Origin of the sequence: Actinoplanes sp. NPDC051494, assembly GCF_044454705.1 — a bacterium.
GTDB lineage: Bacteria > Actinomycetota > Actinomycetes > Mycobacteriales > Micromonosporaceae > Actinoplanes.
The window spans coordinates 1-15,706 of record NZ_JBITDZ010000006.1 but is presented as its reverse complement, the minus strand read 5'-3'; the positions used below and the strand labels follow the sequence as shown (position 1 = coordinate 15,706).

Below are 15,706 nucleotides of genomic sequence, written 5' to 3'. Positions count from 1 at the left end.
CCCTTCCGCGTCAGCCCACCCGCAGTTCCTCGAGATCGGTGCTGGACCGCAGCACCAGCAGGCCCACCCCGGTCATGATCAGCATGATGAGGAAAGCCCCACCCCCGAGCAGAGCCAAAGACTCCAGCGGTACGGGCACCTGGAGCCGGATGTCCCCGGCTCTGATCTCGCGGGTGGAGCGCATCAAGACGCTCCCCGACGTCAGCGCGAGCAGCAGGGCCGGCACCAACGGCAGCATCGTCTGCCAGAGCACCGACTCGGTGAGCGTCCGGCCCGGCACCCCCACCGCGGTGAGCGCCGCGTACGACCGCCGCCGCGCCACGATCCCCTCGGCCAGTGAGATCAGCATCCCGGCCGCCGCGATGACCACCCCGATCCCCACGGCGACCATGATCAGGTCGATCGCCCCGGTGTAGAAGCCCTCGTCCGCGCCGGACCCGGCCCGCTCCGCGGGGTGCACCGCGTAATACCGGTCGTAGGCCTCGAACTCGGTGAGCAGGTAGCTGCGGTAGCGCAGCGCGACGGCCCCGACGATCACGGTGGCGAGCAGGGCGCCGAGCGTCCGGCTGCCACTCCACGGGTCGGCCATGAGCCGGCGCCCGGCCAGCAGCATCGCCGGACGGCGCCCGGAGCGCTGCAACAACCGGCCCGTCGTGTACGAGATCCAGCCGGTGCCCAGCACCACCCCGACGACGGTCAGCACGGCACCGCTGCCGAGGGCCACCGCCCAGCTCCGGGTGCCGGCCACGAGCCCCGTCACCACTCTCGGCAGCTCGAACATCAGCAGCCCGGCGATGATCAGGATCCCGGGCCACGGCCGGGGACCACGCGATCGGGTCCGCCGCACCACGCCGAGCGGGCCGATCGCGACCCGCCGCAGCAGCACCGCGCCCACCACCCCCGCCACGACCGGGATCAGGAGCGTCAGGACCACGATCCACAGCGGCGACGGCAGCACGTCCGTCGGCAGCAGCAGGTCTCCGTTGGCGTCGCGGCGCTCGAGCACCACCCGCAGCAGCAGGAAGACGCCGAGACCGGCGACCGACCCGAGCAGGGCGGCCACCACCGTCTCGGCCCCGGCGATCAGCATCGCCTCGCCGGGTGTGGCACCGGCCAACCGGATCGCGGCGAGCCGGCGGTCCCGGGCCGGGGCGCCGAGCCGGACGGCCTGCCCGGCCAGCGCCAGCACCGGCAGCGTCAGCAGCACCAGGGCGATGACCACCCCGACCCGCAGCCCCGCCTCGGCGAGCAGTGTCGTCGAGTAGTGCGCGTTCGGCCCGGCCTCGATCCCGCCGCCCGGAAGGATCACATCCGGGGCGCGTTCGATCGCGAGCACGGTCGCCGCGGCGAGCAACGCGACCACCGCGGTCGCGGAACTCGCGGCGGTCAGGGCCGTCCGCAGATGATCGGTCCGGTTCCCGGCCACCGCGAGCCGGCACAGCGTCGCCGGCCTCATGCGCCGGTCCGCAGGCCGAGACCGGTGGGATCGAGGGCACCGTCGCGCAGGGAGATCTCCCGATCCGCGTACGCGGCGATCTGCGCCTCGTGCGTGACCAGCACCACCGCCATCCCCTCTTCCCGGGCGACCCGCACGATCCCGGTCAGCACCTGCTCGCCGGTCAGCACGTCGAGGGCACCCGTCGGTTCATCGGCGAACAGCACCCGCGGCTCGGTGACCAGCGCCCGTGCCACCGCGCAGCGCTGCTGCTCACCCCCGGACATGGCCCCGGGCAGCTTGCCGGCCAGCTCACCGACCCCGAACCGGTCGAGCCACCGCTGGGCGACCACCTTCGCCTCGCGCCGTTTCGCACCGGCGAGCAGCAGTGGCAAGGCGACGTTCTCCCCCGCGGTCAGCTCGGGCACCAGCTGGCCGAACTGGAACAACACCCCGAATTCGGTACGCCGTAAGCGCGACCGTTCCGCCTCCGACCACCGGCCGATGTCCTCGTTGCGGTAGCGGACCTCGCCGGAGTCGACCCGCATGATCCCGGCGAGGCAGTGCAGCAGCGTCGACTTGCCGCAGCCGCTCGGCCCGGTGACGGCGACCGTCTCGCCCTCGGCGATCTCGATGTCGATGCCGCGCAGGGCGGGCGTGTTCCCGTACGCGCGGTGCAGGCCGGTTCCTTGCAGCAGAGTGGTCATTGATTCACCTCGTGGTGGAGGTCGGCGACGCGCAGCAGCGTGGTCTGCAACCAGCGCAGGTCCGCGTCCAGGTGGGCGATGGCGTAGTCGGCGGCGACGACGTCCCCGACGCCGGCGTCACGGTCGGTCTTGATCGCGGTCAGCTCGCGCAACCGGGCGGTGTGCGCGGCCCGCTGGGCGACGAGGTACCCGGTGGTCGTCCGCTCGCCGGAAGCGAGCAGGCTGACCACCACCTTGGCGAAGAGTGCGCTGGTCACATACGGTGCGGGCGGTTCGACGGCGGACAGCCAGGCGTCCAGGTGCGCCCGCCCGGCCGCGGTCAGCACGTACGACGTGCGGTCCGGACCACCGTCGCGATCCTGGCCGCTCTGCTCGACCAGGCCGTCGCGTTCGAGGCGGCCGAGCGTGGCGTAGACCTGGCCGAAGGCGAGCGGCTTGGCCTGCGGCAACCGTTCGTCGTGGGCTCGTTTGAGCTCGTAGCCGTGCCGGGGCCCGGCGGCCAGCAGCCCGAGCAGCACGTGCGAGGTCGACATGGCCGTTACTATTCACTGAGTGAATAGCTGCCGTCAAGATACTCTCGCGTTCATGGGCCTCTTCCTGGCAACATCCGCGTTCCGGACCGAGGACCTCGACGCGGTGCTCGACGCCGTGCCCATCTTCTTCCGCACGAACTCCTGGCCCACCGAGCAGATAACCGGCAACGGCGCGGCGACAGCCGACGACATCCGCGTCTTCGCTCCGGAGAACGGCTGGACGGTGGTCCTGTGGCCGCCCTCGTTCATCGAGGAGGCGGCGGCCCGGTTCATGTCGCGCGGCCTCGGCGTCCTTGCCAGCTCCGTCCGGGTCCACGACGGCGACTACTGGCGCCATGTCCTGCTGCGCGACGGCGACGTGCTGGACAGGTTCGCGAGCATGCCCGAGTACTTCACCGACGACCCGGGCGAGGTGGCCCGGCTACGCGCGAGGTTCGCCGGGCACCCGGCGGTCGTGGCCGCGGCCGTCGGCTGCACGACGGCGCAGCTCGCGCCGTACCTGGTGCATGCGGACCTGGACCACGACGGCGAGTTCGTCGATCACGGCAAGGCCTTCCCGGAGGATCGCTCCGGCGTGGACAATCCCTGGGTCTTCGCGAGCTTCTGGGCGCAGTTCGGCCCGCACTACCCGGACGACCCGGAGGCGGACAAGGCGCGGATCAGGCTCGCCCCCGGCTGGATGGAAGGCCTCCCCTACCGCGACGGGGATCTTTAGGCGACGCGGCCCAGGGAGCAGACGAGCTGGTCGAGGACGGGTGCGGTCGCGGGTGACGCGATCGCCGGGGCGAACGGGCGGCGGGGCGACGGCATCGAGGCCAGCGCCCGGGCCGTGAAGCCCAGCTCCTGCTCGATCACGTCGTCCGGGAACGCGGTCTCCTGACCGGTCGCCCGGGCGATGTCCCACCCGTGCACGAGCAGCTCGGTCAGCCGCAGATGCAGCGCCATCAGCCCGGAGACCCGGCCGAACGGCACCTCGAGGATCCGGTCGGCGACGCCCGGCACCCGGAAGGCGGCCAGCAACGCGACCGCGGTCTCGTCGAAGCCGGCGAGCAGCTCCCGGTGCGCGGGTGGCCTGGTCAGCAGGCCGGAGGTGTCCATGACGTTGCCCAGCACCAGATGCCGGACCAGGGCCCGCACGTCCCACTCGGGGCACGGTGTCGGATCGTCCCACTGGTCCGGCTTGATGCCGGAGATCAACAGCCCCACCCGATCGGCCACCACAGCCAACTGATCAACGGTCGCCGCGCTCACGGTGACACCTTATTGTCCCGCGCAAACCCGTGTCTCCAGTCGCGACCGTTTTTCGGCCTTCAGCGCTTCGTCGCGGCGCGGTCCTGACGGCGTACCCATTCCAGGACCGGCGCCGCGACCTCGCGCCAGCCGCTGTCGAACACCAGGGAGTGACCCTTGCCGTCGAGCTTGCGGTATTCGGTGTTGGTGCCGGGCCGGTAGAGCTCGGCGGTCTGCCGCGCGACGATCTCCGGCGCGGTGTGGTCGCGCTCGCCGCCGATGACGAGCAGCGGGCCGCGACGGCTGTCGTCGAGGTCGACGGCGGCGGGGGACGCCGGGTCCTTCTTGGCACCGGTCAGCTCGAAGATCGGCCGGCCCGGGCCGGGGATGACCCACCGGTTGTAGAGCTCGTCGGACTCCTGGCTGCTCAGCGCGTTGCCGAACCCGTAGCGGAACTGGCGGCGGGTCAGCATGATCGCCCGGTCCCGGTTGGCCCTGCGGGAGAGCACCGGCAGCGCCGCACGGATCTGCGAGAACGGCAGCGCCTTGACGCCCTTGATCGGCGCCGGGTCGATGGCGACCGCGGCCGCGGCCTGGCCGTTCGCGAGCAGCTTCTGCGCGATGAGGCCGCCGAACGAGTGGCCGATCACGATCGGCTTCGCTGGCATCCCGGCGATGTGGCGGGTGTAATGGTCGACGACGTCCTGGATGCCGATGCCGGCGACGCGGGCCGGGGCCTGGCGGGTCAGCGCCGCGGTGCTGTCGTCGCCGGGCCAGCCGGGAGCCTGCGACTCGTAGCCGGCGGCGCCGAACAGGTCGATCCAGGGCTGCCAGGCGGTGGCGTGGATCCACAGGCCGTGGACGAAGAGAACGGGGGTGGTGGACATGGCGGGCCTCCCGGTTGATCCTGGGAGAAAGAACGTTCGTTCTCCCTCGGACACAGAGAACCACGGCGGAGCAGGCACCACAAGAAGATGTGAGAGAAAGAACGTTCGTTCTACCTAGACGGCGGTACGGCGCAGCGCAACCACCGCGATGTCGTCCGCCTGATCCTCGGCCGTCGCCAGGGTGCCCAGCAGCCGCTGACAGAACGCGTCCAGGCTCGGCTCCACCCGGGCCGAGCACTCGGCCAGCGCGGCCAGCCCGACGTCGATGTCCGCGTCCCGGCGCTCGATCAGGCCATCGGTGTACAGCACCAGGGTGCCGCCCGGGGGCAGGACGAACTCGAGATCCACCGGGCGGGGCGCGTTGATGCCCAGCAACGGGCCGCGCGGCGCCAGGAAGTGGGCGCCCTCGCCGGCCACGTGCAGCAGCGGCGGGAGGTGGCCGGCGCTGGCCAGCCGGATCCGGCCGGTGTCCGGTTCGAGGGTCAGCAGGCACAACGTCGCCGACTCGGCCGGCAGCACCGTCCGCATGAAACGGTTGACCAGCTCCAGCACCGCACCCGGCGGATGACCCTCCACCGCGTACGCGCGCACGGCGTGCCGCACCTCGGCCATGACCGTGGCCGCGTGCAGCGAGTGGCCGGCCACGTCCCCGATCGCGACCAGGAGCCGTCCGTCCAACATGGTCAGCTCGTAGAAGTCGCCGCCCACCTCGGTCTGCGCTCCGGCCGGCTCGTAGCGCACGGCGAGTTCCAGGCCGGGCACGTCGGGCAGGCGGGACTGCAGCAGGCTGCGTTGCAGGGTGACGGCGATCCGGTGCTCCTCGTCGAAGGAGCGCTGCGCCTCCACCGCCGCGGCCACGGCCTGGGACAGCTGACGCAGCACCGGGAAACCGGCGCTCTGCGAGCTGGCCGGCACCGCGACGTAGACCGGGGTACGGTCGTCGCGCAGCCGGGCCGCCGCGACCGCGACCGACTCCCCCGCGGGCCAGTCGACGACGTTCCAGTCCTCCGGCGCCTCGGTGCGTACGGTCGATCCGACCGCGGTCTCGTGGTATTCGACCGTCCAGGGCCGCACCGACGCCGGTCCTCCGGTCGCGACGGCGGCCAGGCTGTCACCCTCCGCGGTCTCGGTGACCACCACCGCCGGGCCACCGAAGATCCCGTGAGCCCCGTCCGCCGCCGCCTGCAGCAGGGCGGCCAGGGTCGGCGCCGAGTTGATCGCGAGCGTGGTCTCGGCGAGCCGGACCATCCGCGCGGCGAGCGACTCGGCGCGCTGCCGGGCCCGGTAGTACCGCAGCACGGCCTGCGACGTCGCGATGAGCTCATCCGGCTCGATCGGCTCGACGAGGTACGCGTCCGCTCCCCGGTTGAGTCCCTGGGTCCGGTCCACCACGTCGACCGCGTGCGCCGACACGTGGATGACCGGCAGGACACCGTACCCGGGATCGGTCTTGATCCGTTCGCAGACCTCGAAGCCGCTCATGTCCGGCAGCTTCACGTCCAGCACGACCAGCTCGATGCCGGTGTCGCCGCCGGCCAGCATCTCGAGGGCCGCGGTGCCGGTCTCCGCCTCGACCACGGTGAAGCCCGCCCGCGACAGCCAGCTCACCAGCAGGTACCGCTTGGTCGCGCTGTCGTCGACGACGAGCACGGTCGCCTCGATCATGGCGCCACCGGCAACGACACGGTGAACGTACTGCCCTTTCCGGGCTCCGAGACGACGTGCAGGGCGCCGCCGAGGATGCCGACCAGCCGGCGGGCGTACGGCAGACCCAGACCCGTCCCCGTGCCGCTCAGCGCATGGCTGCCGGGCACCTGGTAGAACTCCTCGAAGACGCGCTCGTGCAGCTCGGGAGCGATGCCGACGCCGGTGTCCGCGACCGTGAACCGGACGTCGGCGCCGGCCGGTGCGACGCTGAGCCGCACCTCGCCCCGCGCGGTGAACTTGATCGCATTGGTCAGCAGGTTGCGCAGCACCTGGGCGAGCAGCACCTCGTCGGAGCGCAGCCGCGGCACCGCGGGCTCCTCGACGACGAAGTCCACCTCGGGACGCGTGGCGAGCGGCCGCAGCGTGCCCCGGAGCTGCCCGAAGACCGCCTTGAGATCGACATCGGACCAGTTCGGGTCCATCCGGCCGGCCTCCGCCTTGGCCAGGTCGAGCAGCTCGTTGACCAGGGTGAGCAGGTCTCCGGCGGAGCCGCGGATCAGCTCGACCTGGCGGCCCTGCTCGTCGGTCAGCCGGTCGGAGGACTCGTCGGTGAGCAGCCGGCCCAGCCCGATGATCGCGGTGACCGGGGCGCGCAGCTCATGGCTGACGTTGGCCAGGAACCGGCTCTTCGCCTCGCTGGCCGCGCGCAGCTGCACCGACTTCTCGTCCAGCTCGGCATAGAGCGCCACCACGCCGCGGTTCGTCTCCTCCAGCTCGTCGGAGAGCTGGTGGTAGAGCGCCATCACGCCGCGGTTGGTCTCCTCGAGCTCCTCGTTGAGGCGGGCCAGGTCGTCCCGCTGCGCGCGCACCTCGTCGAGGGCCGCGATCAGCTGCTGGTTCTGCACCGTCAGCTCGTCGAACGGGGTGCCCGGGACGTGCCCGGCCAGGCGTTCGCGTATCTCGTCCATCCGGTCGCCGCTCAGGGGCGGCGCGCTCGCCGGGAGCCGCCGGGACATCCGTACGACAGTGCCGGGATCGCCATCGGTTACCTCCATCACGTCGACCAGACGGCCTATCTGGGCGAGCTGCGGCCCCAGGAGCTCCGCGTCGCCCGGCACCGGATGTGCCATCTCCACCGAGAGCGTAGGTACCCCGTCGGCGGTCGCCACGAACACCACCTCGGCCTCGCGGCCCGCGGCCACCATCAGCCGGCCCACTTCGCTCAGCGCTGTGGCGAGGCGGGTCTGGTCCTGCGCCTCGAGGCCGACCTCCCGCGCCACCTCCCGGCCGAGCTGCCGGGCGGTGAAGACGTCCTGCTCCACCCGCACCCGGATCCGGATCAGCAACTCGACGGTCATGACAGCCTCGCCACGAGTACGCCCGCGTCGTCGCGCCGCACGCCGGCGTCGCGCAGCACGGTGCCGGCGATGACCTGCGGGGAGTGCGTGAGCAGCCCCGGGTAGTCGCCGGCGTTCCACCGGTCGACGATCCCGTCGGAGTGCATGAGCAGCACCGATTCCGCGGCCAGTGGGTAGTCGAACTCCCGGATCTGGCGCTTCTGGTGCCCGGCGATACCGGGCAGCGAGACCAGGCCCTTGCGGGATCCGTCGGGTGCGAAGATCGTGCCGGAGATGTTCCCCAGGCCCGCATACCGGACCACACCCCGGCCGAGGTCCAGCTCCGCGACGGCGAGCGCGGCCCCGCGGGTGTGGTTGAGGGCACGGTGCAACGTCTCCACCAGCGCGGCCGGCGGCACCGCCGGTGCGGCCCGGAACACCCGCACCGCCTCCAGCGCGGCCACGTTCGCCAGCGGCCCGTGCCCGAGCCCGTCGACTACCAGCACCTGGTGTCGGCCGTCGACCTCCCGGATCGCGTACGCGTCCCCGCTCACCTGCTCGCCGGTCAGCGGCCGGGTGATCCCCGCCGCCCACGCCTGCTCGGGCTCGCCGCCGGGCCAGATCTGCGCGGCCAGCACGGTGCCCCGGCCCGGGACGGAGTGGATGTCGGACCAGCTGGCCTGACGCGTGATGGCACCGAGCCCGATGCCCAGCGTGCCGGCCGTGGAATACCCGTCGTCGGCGGAGTGCCGCACGTCGGCCATGCCGGGGCCCTTGTCGATCACGATGATCTCCGCCCCGGCCCGTTCCCGGGCGCGGACCGGCCGGACCAGGATAATCCCCTCATCGGCATGCTTGACCAGGTTGCCGGCCGCCTCGGCGACGACGATCGAAAGGTCGGCGATGTCCTTCTCGGGGATGCCCAGCTCGGTGGCGAGGCGCTCGGCGGCGCGCCGGACGGCGGCGGCGGTGCTCGCGGCTTCCACCCGGAACCACACGCCCTCGTCGAGCAGGCCCTCGGGGATTGACGCCACTGCGCCTCCGCTCATCGGCACCACTTGGTAACAATGATGGTCGTACCCCGCCCGACCTCGGTGTCGATCTCGAACTCGTCAACGAGCCGCCGTGCACCGCTCAGGCCCAGACCCATGCCACCGCCGGTGGTGTAGCCGTCGGTGAGCGCCAGGTCGAGGTCCGGGATGCCGGGCCCCTCGTCCGCGAACACGATCCGGATCCCGGGCCGGCGGCCGTTGTCGACCCGTGACACCTCCGCCGTCCCACCGCCACCGTAGACCAGGGTGTTACGGGCCAGCTCGCTCGCCGCTGTAACGATCTTCGTCTGGTCGACCAGCGACAGCTTCACCGCCACGGCGAGGGTGCGTACGAGCTGCCGGACCCGGACGACATCCTGGTCGGAACCGATCGCGAGCTGCTCGCCGGTCGTCATGGGTTGGTGACCACCGGCTCGTCGTCGTCCAGGTCGTCCAGGTCGATCGTGACGCGTTCGCGGGCCAGCAGCGCCATGCCGAGCTCGACGTTGAGCGCTGTCCGGATGCCCGGCAGCGACAGCCCCAGCTCGACCAGGGTGATCGCGACCGCGGGGCGCATCCCGACCACCACGGTGTCGGCGTCCAGCACCTTCGAGACCGAGGCGATGGTGGCCAGCGTCCGCCCGACGAACGAGTCGACGATGTCCAGCGCGCTGATGTCGATGATCACACCGTGACAGCCGGTCGCCACGATCTTGTCGGCCAGGTCCTCCTGCAGCTGCAGGGCGACCTGGTCCTCCATGTCGATCTGGATCGACACCAGCAGGATGCCGCCGATCTTCAGAACCGGTACGCGCTCCACTAGCGCTCCTGCTTCCTGGTCCCGGTCAGCTTGAGGACGTGCCGCAGCGCGTCCGCGAGCGTGGCCTTGGTCGCGATGTCACCGAATTCGATGCCGAGCGCGACGATCGTCTGGGCGATCTGCGGCCGGATGCCGGAGATGATGCAGTCCGCACCCATCAGCCGGGCGGCGACGACGGTCTTGAGGATGTGCTGGGCGACCTGGGTGTCCACCGCCTGCACACCGGTGATGTCGATGATCGCGTACGGGGACCCGGTGTCGACCAGCGTCTGCAGCAGCCGTTCCATGACCACCTGGGCCCGCGCCGAATCCAGCGTGCCGACCAGTGGCACCGCGACCACGCCGTCCCACAGCTTCACCACGGGGGTGGAGAGCTCGAGAAGCTGCTCGGCCTGGTCGGAGATCAGCTCCTCGCGGATCCGCACGTAGCTGTCGAAGGTGAACAGCGCGGCCCGGTCCACGAACGTGGAGAAGCTCACGTAGTCACGCAGCGTCTGCGCGTCCGCGCCGCCCTCGCTGTCGACCACCTTGAGCACCGCGTCCTTGAGCGCGAACACGCTCACCGCGGTCTCGTTGGCGGTGAAGCCCTGCCGCGCCCGGGTGCTGGACAGCTCGCTGAGCTGCGCCCGCAGCTCGGCGGCCGCGTCGTCGGTGAGTTCCCGCGCGCCGCCCTCGAGTGCTCCCAGGAAGCCCTTCTGCAACTCCCCTACCTGTCGTTGCAGCTCGGCGTGACTCAGCCGGCCGCGCAACGACCTCGACGCCTCTTCCGCCCAGGACTTGACGAGGGTTTCCTCGTGCTCCTTGAGCAGGTCGGCGAAGCGACTTCCCTCATGCGAACTCAGCGCCACCGCTGCCTCCCGTAACCTTCGCCGGGTTGAGCCTGCCGCAGGTCGCGGGCAGCCGCGGCGGACTTTACCATCGGGCTGTTCTTTACTTGCCTTAGACCAATTAATATTCCATGCTCAGCCGCGTCTCCCCGTTCTGCGGTCTTCCCGCCGCGTGGAGTAACGTTCAGCGCATAACCGGGAGGTCCTGAATGTCCCTGACGGTACAAACGGAACAGCGGGGCGACGTCGTCGTCGTGTCTGTCGGCGGTGAGCTCGACATGGCCACTGCCCCGCAGCTGCAGGACCAGATCAGTGATCTGTTGGAGAAGGGCCGCACCCGTCTGGTCTTCGACCTGGCCGAGGTGTCGTTCTGTGACTCCACCGGGCTGTCGGTCTTCGTCCGCGCCAAGAACAGCACGGACGACGCGGGTGGCGTCGTGCGCCTGGCCGCCCCGCAACGCGGCGTCCTGCGCATCCTCGAGGTCAGCGGCCTCGTCGAGGTGTTGCACACATACCCGACGGTCGATGAGGCAGTAACCGCCGAGGAACCGGCCCTCGACTGAGACAGACGTTCCATGAAGTGGCCGATCAGCGTAGTTTGTCGCTGGTCGGTCGCGGGCAACTGCGCCGTCGACACCCTCGACCCCCCGTAACGCAGGAGTGCTCGTGAGTTCCATGCTCAAAGGTTTCAAAGACTTCATCATGCGCGGCAACGTCGTCGACCTGGCGGTCGGTGTCGTCATCGGCGCCGCCTTCACCTCGGTCGTCACCGCGTTCACCAACGCGTTCCTCAAGCCGCTGATCCAGCTTCTGGGTGGCGACACCGGAGTGAACGCCGGCGCTTGGACGGTCGGCGACGTCCGGTTCGAGTGGGCCGTGTTCATCAACGCGGTCATCACGTTCCTGCTCACCGCCGCGGTCCTCTACTTCCTGGTGGTCTTCCCGCTCAACCGGCTCGCCGAGCGCCGCAAGCGTGGCGAGGAGCCGCCGCCGGAGGCCCCCAGCGAGGAAGTCAAGCTCCTGACCGAGATCCGCGACGCCCTGGTCCGCCAGCAGGTGGCCCCCGGCGCGGTCAACGACATCCTCGGCCGGCACGAGCAGCAGCCGCCCCGCTGACCAAAAGATCAACCCACCCGGCACTGTTCGAACAAATGTTCGATACAGTGCCGGGATGGAGCAGCGTAAGCACTGGTGGAACGGCAAATGGGGACACGTCGCCCGCAAGGACGTCTACCTTCGCACCAGCGGCGACCAGTGGTACGTGGAACAGCGAGCGGGCGGCACCGACGGGGTGTCCCATTTCTTCGAGTACGACTCCGAGGACACCGCGACGGACATGGTCCGGGCCCTGCTGACCGGCCCCGACCCCTGGCGTGAGCTCTCCGTCCGCCCTCGGCCCCGCTGACGACCCCTCCCGAGGCCTCAGGCGGCCTCCTGACGCTCCCGGTCGCCGTCGTACTGCGCGGTCAGCGGCCCGCGGGGCACCAGCCGTAGCCGAGTCTGACGTGGCGCCTCCCCGGCCTCGTCGTCCTGCACCAGGTGCCACCCGATGCCACCGGACACCCGATCCCCCGGCGGCTGGGCGAATCCGCCGGCGACCCGCGACAGCGCCACCACGATCAGATACCCCATGATCACGAACCCGTGGCTGATCAGCCGCGCCCCGTCGACCCGGGCGGCCGACAGATCGTTGACCGACAGCAGCAGGAGCATCCCCACGAACGCGGTCAGCATCGGCACCAGCCCGGTAGGCCGGCTCCGCCGCAGCGCGATGAACAGGTACCCGGCGCCCACGGCGACGTTCCACGCGGCCGACTCGTGCCAGAGATGCCCGGGCGTCGCGTCCAGCCCGGTGTGCACATGCAGGCTGCTGGCCCCGCCACCGACCTGAGCGAGCCCCAGGATGAGCTGCACCGCGCCCACCACGGCCAGCGCCACATAGAGCACCGCCGCGGCCCGGGCCTCCCGCCCCCGCCAGAACCGCTCCCCCAGCCTCCACGCACGCCCAGCCGGCATCGCGGCGGGGGACGGCACCGCGGCGGGGCCGCCGGTCAGGGCGGCCATGATCGCGGCGCTGAGGTCCGGGACCTCGGCGACCAGACCCGTCCGGGTCAGCCGGTTGACCGTGGCCGCCCGGTCCAGCCACTCCCGGCAACCGGCACAGCCGGACAGGTGCTCGTCGACCCGTACCCGATCGGCCGGATCGTCCTCGCCGTCCAACTGCGCGGACAGCATTTCGCGCCACTGCTCACACGCCATATCCCCATAGTCGCGCGCGGCGCGCCGGTAGTTCCCACCCGGACCGGGGTCATCACTCCACCCGATCGACAGATCAGGACATTTCGGGCGGCTGGACGGCCGAGCCACCCGTACCGCCCATCAGTCGCCGCCGCTCGCGGAAGGCGCGCAGATTGGCCGTGTTGCCGCAGGTGCTCACGTCGTGCCAGACCCCGCTGTTGTTGCGGGACGTGTCGAAGAACGCCGCCCGGCACTCGACGTTGTTGCAGAGCTTGAGCCGCGACCAGAGCCCCGCCTGCTGCGCGAGCAGCGCCTCCGCCCACAGCGCCGAGGCCAGCCAGCGGGTGCCACGACCGGCCGGCACGATCCGCACCCAGCCGTCGGCCTCCGGCACCAGGGTCACCGGCACATCGGCGGGCGGCAGCGCACCGTCCTGCCCGGGGTCCCGGCCACCGGCGGCCAGAATCACCCCTTCGAACGTGGTACGCAGCCGGCGCAGCGACCGCATGTCGGTCGACGAGAGCAGCAGGACGGGGGCCGGAAGGGCGGCGACCCGGGACCAGGTGGCCAGCGCGTCACCCAGCCACCGCTGGGCATCGTCCGGGTTGGCGAGCAGGTCAGGCGCGTACGACATGGACCCACGGGTGTTGAGGAGGTCCTGCAGCAGGGCGAGTCCGGCCGGTGCCTCACGTACGCCGTGCCGCGCACTCGCCTTCCATGACATAGGCGAAGGGTACTTGATTCTTTTTCACTTCCTCAGCCGCAGGTCGGGGCGGGGTTCCGGGGCTTGACGCATCATTGGCACACTGAAAAGTTTCTCGCGTGTGATGATCGAGCGGGGAGGGGATCAGCGGTGCGCAAAGCTCTGACTTTCGTCGTGGCGGTCGCCGCGGTGGCGACCCTGGCAGCCGGCTGCGACTCGGACGACGCCGACCGGGCCGCGACGCCGGCGCCCGTTTCCACAGCTCCATCCACAGCTCCGTCCACAGGCACGCCGTCCACCTCGGCTTCCCCGGAGCCGTCCGCGACCCCCACCGCGGACCCCACACCGGACAAGCTTCGCCGCGGCGCGGAGGGCGACCGGGTCACCGCGTTGCAGGAGCGTCTGACCGAACTCGGCTACTGGAACGGCAAGGCGGACGGCTCGTTCGGCGGCCAGACCCAGCAGGCGGTCTTCGCCCTGCAGAAGGCGGCCGGCCTGACCCGCGACGGGGTCGTCGGCACCAAGACCCAAAAAGCTCTCGACCAGGGGGTACGCCCGAAAGCCGAGAGCGACACCGGCTATGTGATCGAGATCAGCAAGAAGCGCCAACTGCTGATGCTGGTCAAGGACGGCGAAGTGACCCAGACGTTCAACACGTCCACGGGCTCCTACCAGCAGTATCAGCAGGATGGCGCGACGCACACCGCGGCGACCCCGAGCGGCAGGTTCGCCGTGTCCCGCCAGATCGACGGCTGGCGCAACGCGCCGCTCGGGATGCTGTGGCGCCCGAAATACTTCAACGGCGGGATCGCGGTGCACGGCGCCAACAGCGTCCCCCCGTACCCCGCCTCGCACGGTTGTGCCCGCCTGTCGATCTCGGCGATGAACTACCTCTGGAGCAACGACAAGATCCCGCTCGATACCAAGGTCTGGGTGTACTGACCACCGGTCCCTTATCCTGACATTCAGGGCATAGGGACTACGGGGGTAGTACGGGTGACAAACGACATGCCGGCCGCGCTGCCGGACGAGCTGAAGTGGGCGCTCACCGAGGCCAAGAAGGAAGCCATGGCGGTGGCCCCCGGCTGGTTCCGGGCCTGGCCGACCGGTGACGAAAAATGGTCGGTGGTCAACGTCCGCGCGTCCACCCAGGTGATCGTCAACCACAGCCGCGAGGACGACCGCCACCCCCAACAGCTGGACGGTGCGCGCCCTGTTCGGTGACAAGGCGGTCGAGCTGCGGGTCGGGCCGTACGACACCAAGGAGCACGCCATCTGGGTCGCGCATGCCGTACTCAATCTGGCCTTCGGCGATCCCGCTCCCTGACCATCCACTTTGTCCCTTGCGAACGGACCGGTCCGGGCATACAACATCCGCATGACTGACGGCGAGGCCCCGAACCTGCAGCCCGAGGTGCCGCACGCGGCACGTATCTGGAACTACTGGATGGGCGGCAAGGACAACTTCGCCGCTGACCGGGCCGCGGGTGACGCGGTCGCCACGGTCTATCCCGAGATCGTCGACATGGCCCGCGAATCACGCGGCTTCCTCATCCGTACGGTGCGCCACCTGACCGCCGAGGCCGGCATCCGCCAGTTCCTCGACATCGGCACCGGCCTGCCCACCATGCAGAACACCCACGAGGTCGCCCGGGAGATCACCCCCGAGGCCCGCATCGTGTACGTGGACAACGACCCGCTGGTCCTCGCCTACGCCCGGGCCCTGCTGACCGACGACGCGACCACCTACGTCCATGCCGACTACCACGACCCGGTCCACATCCTCACCGAGGCAGCGAAAACGCTCGACTTCAACCAGCCGGTGGCGGTGATGTTCATGGGTGTCATGGGCTACGAACCCGACCTCCAGGTGGTCCGGTCCATCGTGGAAACCATGATGAGCCGGACGGTCCCGGGCAGCTACCTGGTTTTCTGGGACGGCACGAACACCACGCCGGCCGTGGTCGAGGGAGCGGAACGCCTCGCCCAGAGCGGCGGCGTGCCGTACATCCTGCGTTCCCCCGAGGAGATCGAAAGCTGTTTCAAGGGTCTGACACTCGTCGAGCCGGGCCTGGCACAGATCACCAAATGGCGCGTGGCAGATCCGGATGCCGTGCATATCGACGCCTACGGAGCCGTAGCGCGTAAGCAGTCCTAGGTACAAACGCAGAAACGCCCGTCCGAACCTGGTTAAAGGTTCGGACGGGCGTTCCGTCACGTTGAGTCCGGCGGCGTCCTACTCTCCCACACCCTCCCGAGTGCAGTACCATCGGCGCTGGAGGGCTTAGCTTCCGGGTTCGGAATGAGACCG

Annotated in this window: 21 protein-coding genes and 1 rRNA gene; 8 read left to right on the top strand and 14 right to left on the bottom strand. The window is 70.4% G+C overall.

Annotated elements, in window-relative coordinates:
• Positions 1 to 10 precede the first annotated feature (10 nt).
• Genes ACIA6A_RS21670 through ACIA6A_RS21660 form a run of 3 tightly spaced genes read right to left on the bottom strand, consistent with a single transcriptional unit; the run spans position 11 to position 2,675 of the window.
• Positions 11 to 1,456: an FtsX-like permease family protein gene (locus tag ACIA6A_RS21670; RefSeq protein WP_396099578.1), complete on the bottom strand. Its 1,446-nt coding sequence runs from the start codon at positions 1,454 to 1,456 to the stop codon at positions 11 to 13.
• Complete coding sequence (locus ACIA6A_RS21665) at positions 1,453 to 2,142, bottom strand: ABC transporter ATP-binding protein (protein ID WP_396099577.1); 690 nt, start codon at positions 2,140 to 2,142, stop codon at positions 1,453 to 1,455. Before ACIA6A_RS21665 ends, ACIA6A_RS21670 begins: the two co-directional genes overlap by 4 nt.
• Positions 2,139 to 2,675, bottom strand: coding sequence for a PadR family transcriptional regulator (locus ACIA6A_RS21660; protein ID WP_396099576.1), 537 nt, complete (start codon positions 2,673 to 2,675; stop codon positions 2,139 to 2,141). The genes ACIA6A_RS21665 and ACIA6A_RS21660 overlap by 4 nt, the downstream gene beginning before the upstream one ends.
• 52 nt (positions 2,676 to 2,727) lie before the next feature.
• Between ACIA6A_RS21660 and ACIA6A_RS21655 the strand changes: the two genes are divergently transcribed.
• Complete coding sequence (locus tag ACIA6A_RS21655) at positions 2,728 to 3,390, top strand: hypothetical protein (RefSeq protein WP_396099575.1); 663 nt, start codon at positions 2,728 to 2,730, stop codon at positions 3,388 to 3,390.
• Here ACIA6A_RS21655 and ACIA6A_RS21650 read toward each other — a convergent pair.
• The 8 genes from ACIA6A_RS21650 to ACIA6A_RS21615 form a co-directional block, all read right to left on the bottom strand.
• Positions 3,387 to 3,926 (bottom strand): TIGR03086 family metal-binding protein, encoded by a 540-nt coding sequence (locus ACIA6A_RS21650; protein ID WP_396099574.1) that lies wholly within the window; start codon positions 3,924 to 3,926, stop codon positions 3,387 to 3,389. The genes ACIA6A_RS21655 and ACIA6A_RS21650 overlap by 4 nt on opposite strands.
• 59 nt (positions 3,927 to 3,985) lie before the next feature.
• Positions 3,986 to 4,792, bottom strand: a complete 807-nt coding sequence (locus ACIA6A_RS21645) for an alpha/beta hydrolase (protein WP_396099573.1) — start codon at positions 4,790 to 4,792, stop codon at positions 3,986 to 3,988.
• 114 nt (positions 4,793 to 4,906) lie between these two features.
• Positions 4,907 to 6,457: a SpoIIE family protein phosphatase gene (locus ACIA6A_RS21640; protein WP_396099572.1), complete on the bottom strand. Its 1,551-nt coding sequence runs from the start codon at positions 6,455 to 6,457 to the stop codon at positions 4,907 to 4,909.
• Positions 6,454 to 7,797 (bottom strand): sensor histidine kinase, encoded by a 1,344-nt coding sequence (locus tag ACIA6A_RS21635; RefSeq protein WP_396099571.1) that lies wholly within the window; start codon positions 7,795 to 7,797, stop codon positions 6,454 to 6,456. The genes ACIA6A_RS21640 and ACIA6A_RS21635 overlap by 4 nt, the downstream gene beginning before the upstream one ends.
• Positions 7,794 to 8,825, bottom strand: coding sequence for a SpoIIE family protein phosphatase (locus tag ACIA6A_RS21630; RefSeq protein ID WP_396099570.1), 1,032 nt, complete (start codon positions 8,823 to 8,825; stop codon positions 7,794 to 7,796). The genes ACIA6A_RS21635 and ACIA6A_RS21630 overlap by 4 nt, the downstream gene beginning before the upstream one ends.
• Entirely contained in the window at positions 8,822 to 9,223 is a 402-nt protein-coding gene (locus tag ACIA6A_RS21625; protein WP_396099569.1) for an ATP-binding protein, read from the bottom strand. Before ACIA6A_RS21625 ends, ACIA6A_RS21630 begins: the two co-directional genes overlap by 4 nt.
• Complete coding sequence (locus ACIA6A_RS21620; RefSeq protein ID WP_396099568.1) at positions 9,220 to 9,627, bottom strand: STAS domain-containing protein; 408 nt, start codon at positions 9,625 to 9,627, stop codon at positions 9,220 to 9,222. The genes ACIA6A_RS21625 and ACIA6A_RS21620 overlap by 4 nt, the downstream gene beginning before the upstream one ends.
• The gene (locus tag ACIA6A_RS21615) at positions 9,627 to 10,475 is read right to left on the bottom strand and encodes an STAS domain-containing protein (protein ID WP_396099567.1); all 849 of its coding nucleotides are present in this window, start codon (positions 10,473 to 10,475) and stop codon (positions 9,627 to 9,629) included. The genes ACIA6A_RS21620 and ACIA6A_RS21615 overlap by 1 nt, the downstream gene beginning before the upstream one ends.
• Before the next feature lie 188 nt (positions 10,476 to 10,663).
• Here ACIA6A_RS21615 and ACIA6A_RS21610 point away from each other — a divergent pair, with 188 nt between their 5' ends.
• The 3 genes from ACIA6A_RS21610 (at position 10,664) to ACIA6A_RS21600 (ending at position 11,859) form a co-directional block, all read left to right on the top strand.
• A complete protein-coding gene (locus ACIA6A_RS21610) occupies positions 10,664 to 11,017 on the top strand; it encodes an STAS domain-containing protein (protein ID WP_015618359.1) in 354 nt (117 codons plus the stop codon).
• Between the two features lie 112 nt (positions 11,018 to 11,129).
• Positions 11,130 to 11,570, top strand: a complete 441-nt coding sequence (gene mscL, locus ACIA6A_RS21605; protein WP_396099960.1) for a large conductance mechanosensitive channel protein MscL — start codon at positions 11,130 to 11,132, stop codon at positions 11,568 to 11,570.
• Between the two features lie 55 nt (positions 11,571 to 11,625).
• On the top strand, positions 11,626 to 11,859 hold the full coding sequence (locus tag ACIA6A_RS21600) for a hypothetical protein (RefSeq protein ID WP_396099566.1): 234 nt from the start codon (positions 11,626 to 11,628) through the stop codon (positions 11,857 to 11,859).
• A gap of 17 nt (positions 11,860 to 11,876) precedes the next feature.
• Here ACIA6A_RS21600 and ACIA6A_RS21595 read toward each other — a convergent pair whose 3' ends face one another.
• Together ACIA6A_RS21595 and ACIA6A_RS21590 are read right to left on the bottom strand one after the other, a co-directional pair.
• Positions 11,877 to 12,713: a zf-HC2 domain-containing protein gene (locus ACIA6A_RS21595; protein WP_396099565.1), complete on the bottom strand. Its 837-nt coding sequence runs from the start codon at positions 12,711 to 12,713 to the stop codon at positions 11,877 to 11,879.
• A 73-nt stretch (positions 12,714 to 12,786) separates the two neighbouring features.
• Positions 12,787 to 13,416 (bottom strand): CGNR zinc finger domain-containing protein, encoded by a 630-nt coding sequence (locus tag ACIA6A_RS21590; protein ID WP_396099564.1) that lies wholly within the window; start codon positions 13,414 to 13,416, stop codon positions 12,787 to 12,789.
• 129 nt (positions 13,417 to 13,545) lie between these two features.
• Between ACIA6A_RS21590 and ACIA6A_RS21585 the strand changes: the two genes are divergently transcribed.
• The 4 genes from ACIA6A_RS21585 to ACIA6A_RS21570 are packed head-to-tail and all read left to right on the top strand — an operon-like array spanning position 13,546 to position 15,553.
• Positions 13,546 to 14,337: a L,D-transpeptidase family protein gene (locus ACIA6A_RS21585; protein WP_396099563.1), complete on the top strand. Its 792-nt coding sequence runs from the start codon at positions 13,546 to 13,548 to the stop codon at positions 14,335 to 14,337.
• 54 nt (positions 14,338 to 14,391) lie between these two features.
• Complete coding sequence (locus tag ACIA6A_RS21580) at positions 14,392 to 14,619, top strand: hypothetical protein (protein WP_396099562.1); 228 nt, start codon at positions 14,392 to 14,394, stop codon at positions 14,617 to 14,619.
• On the top strand, positions 14,600 to 14,722 hold the full coding sequence (locus ACIA6A_RS21575; RefSeq protein WP_396099561.1) for a hypothetical protein: 123 nt from the start codon (positions 14,600 to 14,602) through the stop codon (positions 14,720 to 14,722). Before ACIA6A_RS21580 ends, ACIA6A_RS21575 begins: the two co-directional genes overlap by 20 nt.
• A gap of 51 nt (positions 14,723 to 14,773) precedes the next feature.
• Positions 14,774 to 15,553, top strand: coding sequence for an SAM-dependent methyltransferase (locus ACIA6A_RS21570; RefSeq protein ID WP_396099559.1), 780 nt, complete (start codon positions 14,774 to 14,776; stop codon positions 15,551 to 15,553).
• Between the two features lie 65 nt (positions 15,554 to 15,618).
• Here ACIA6A_RS21570 and rrf read toward each other — a convergent pair.
• A 5S ribosomal RNA gene (gene rrf / locus ACIA6A_RS21565) occupies positions 15,619 to 15,706 on the bottom strand; the annotation flags it as partial.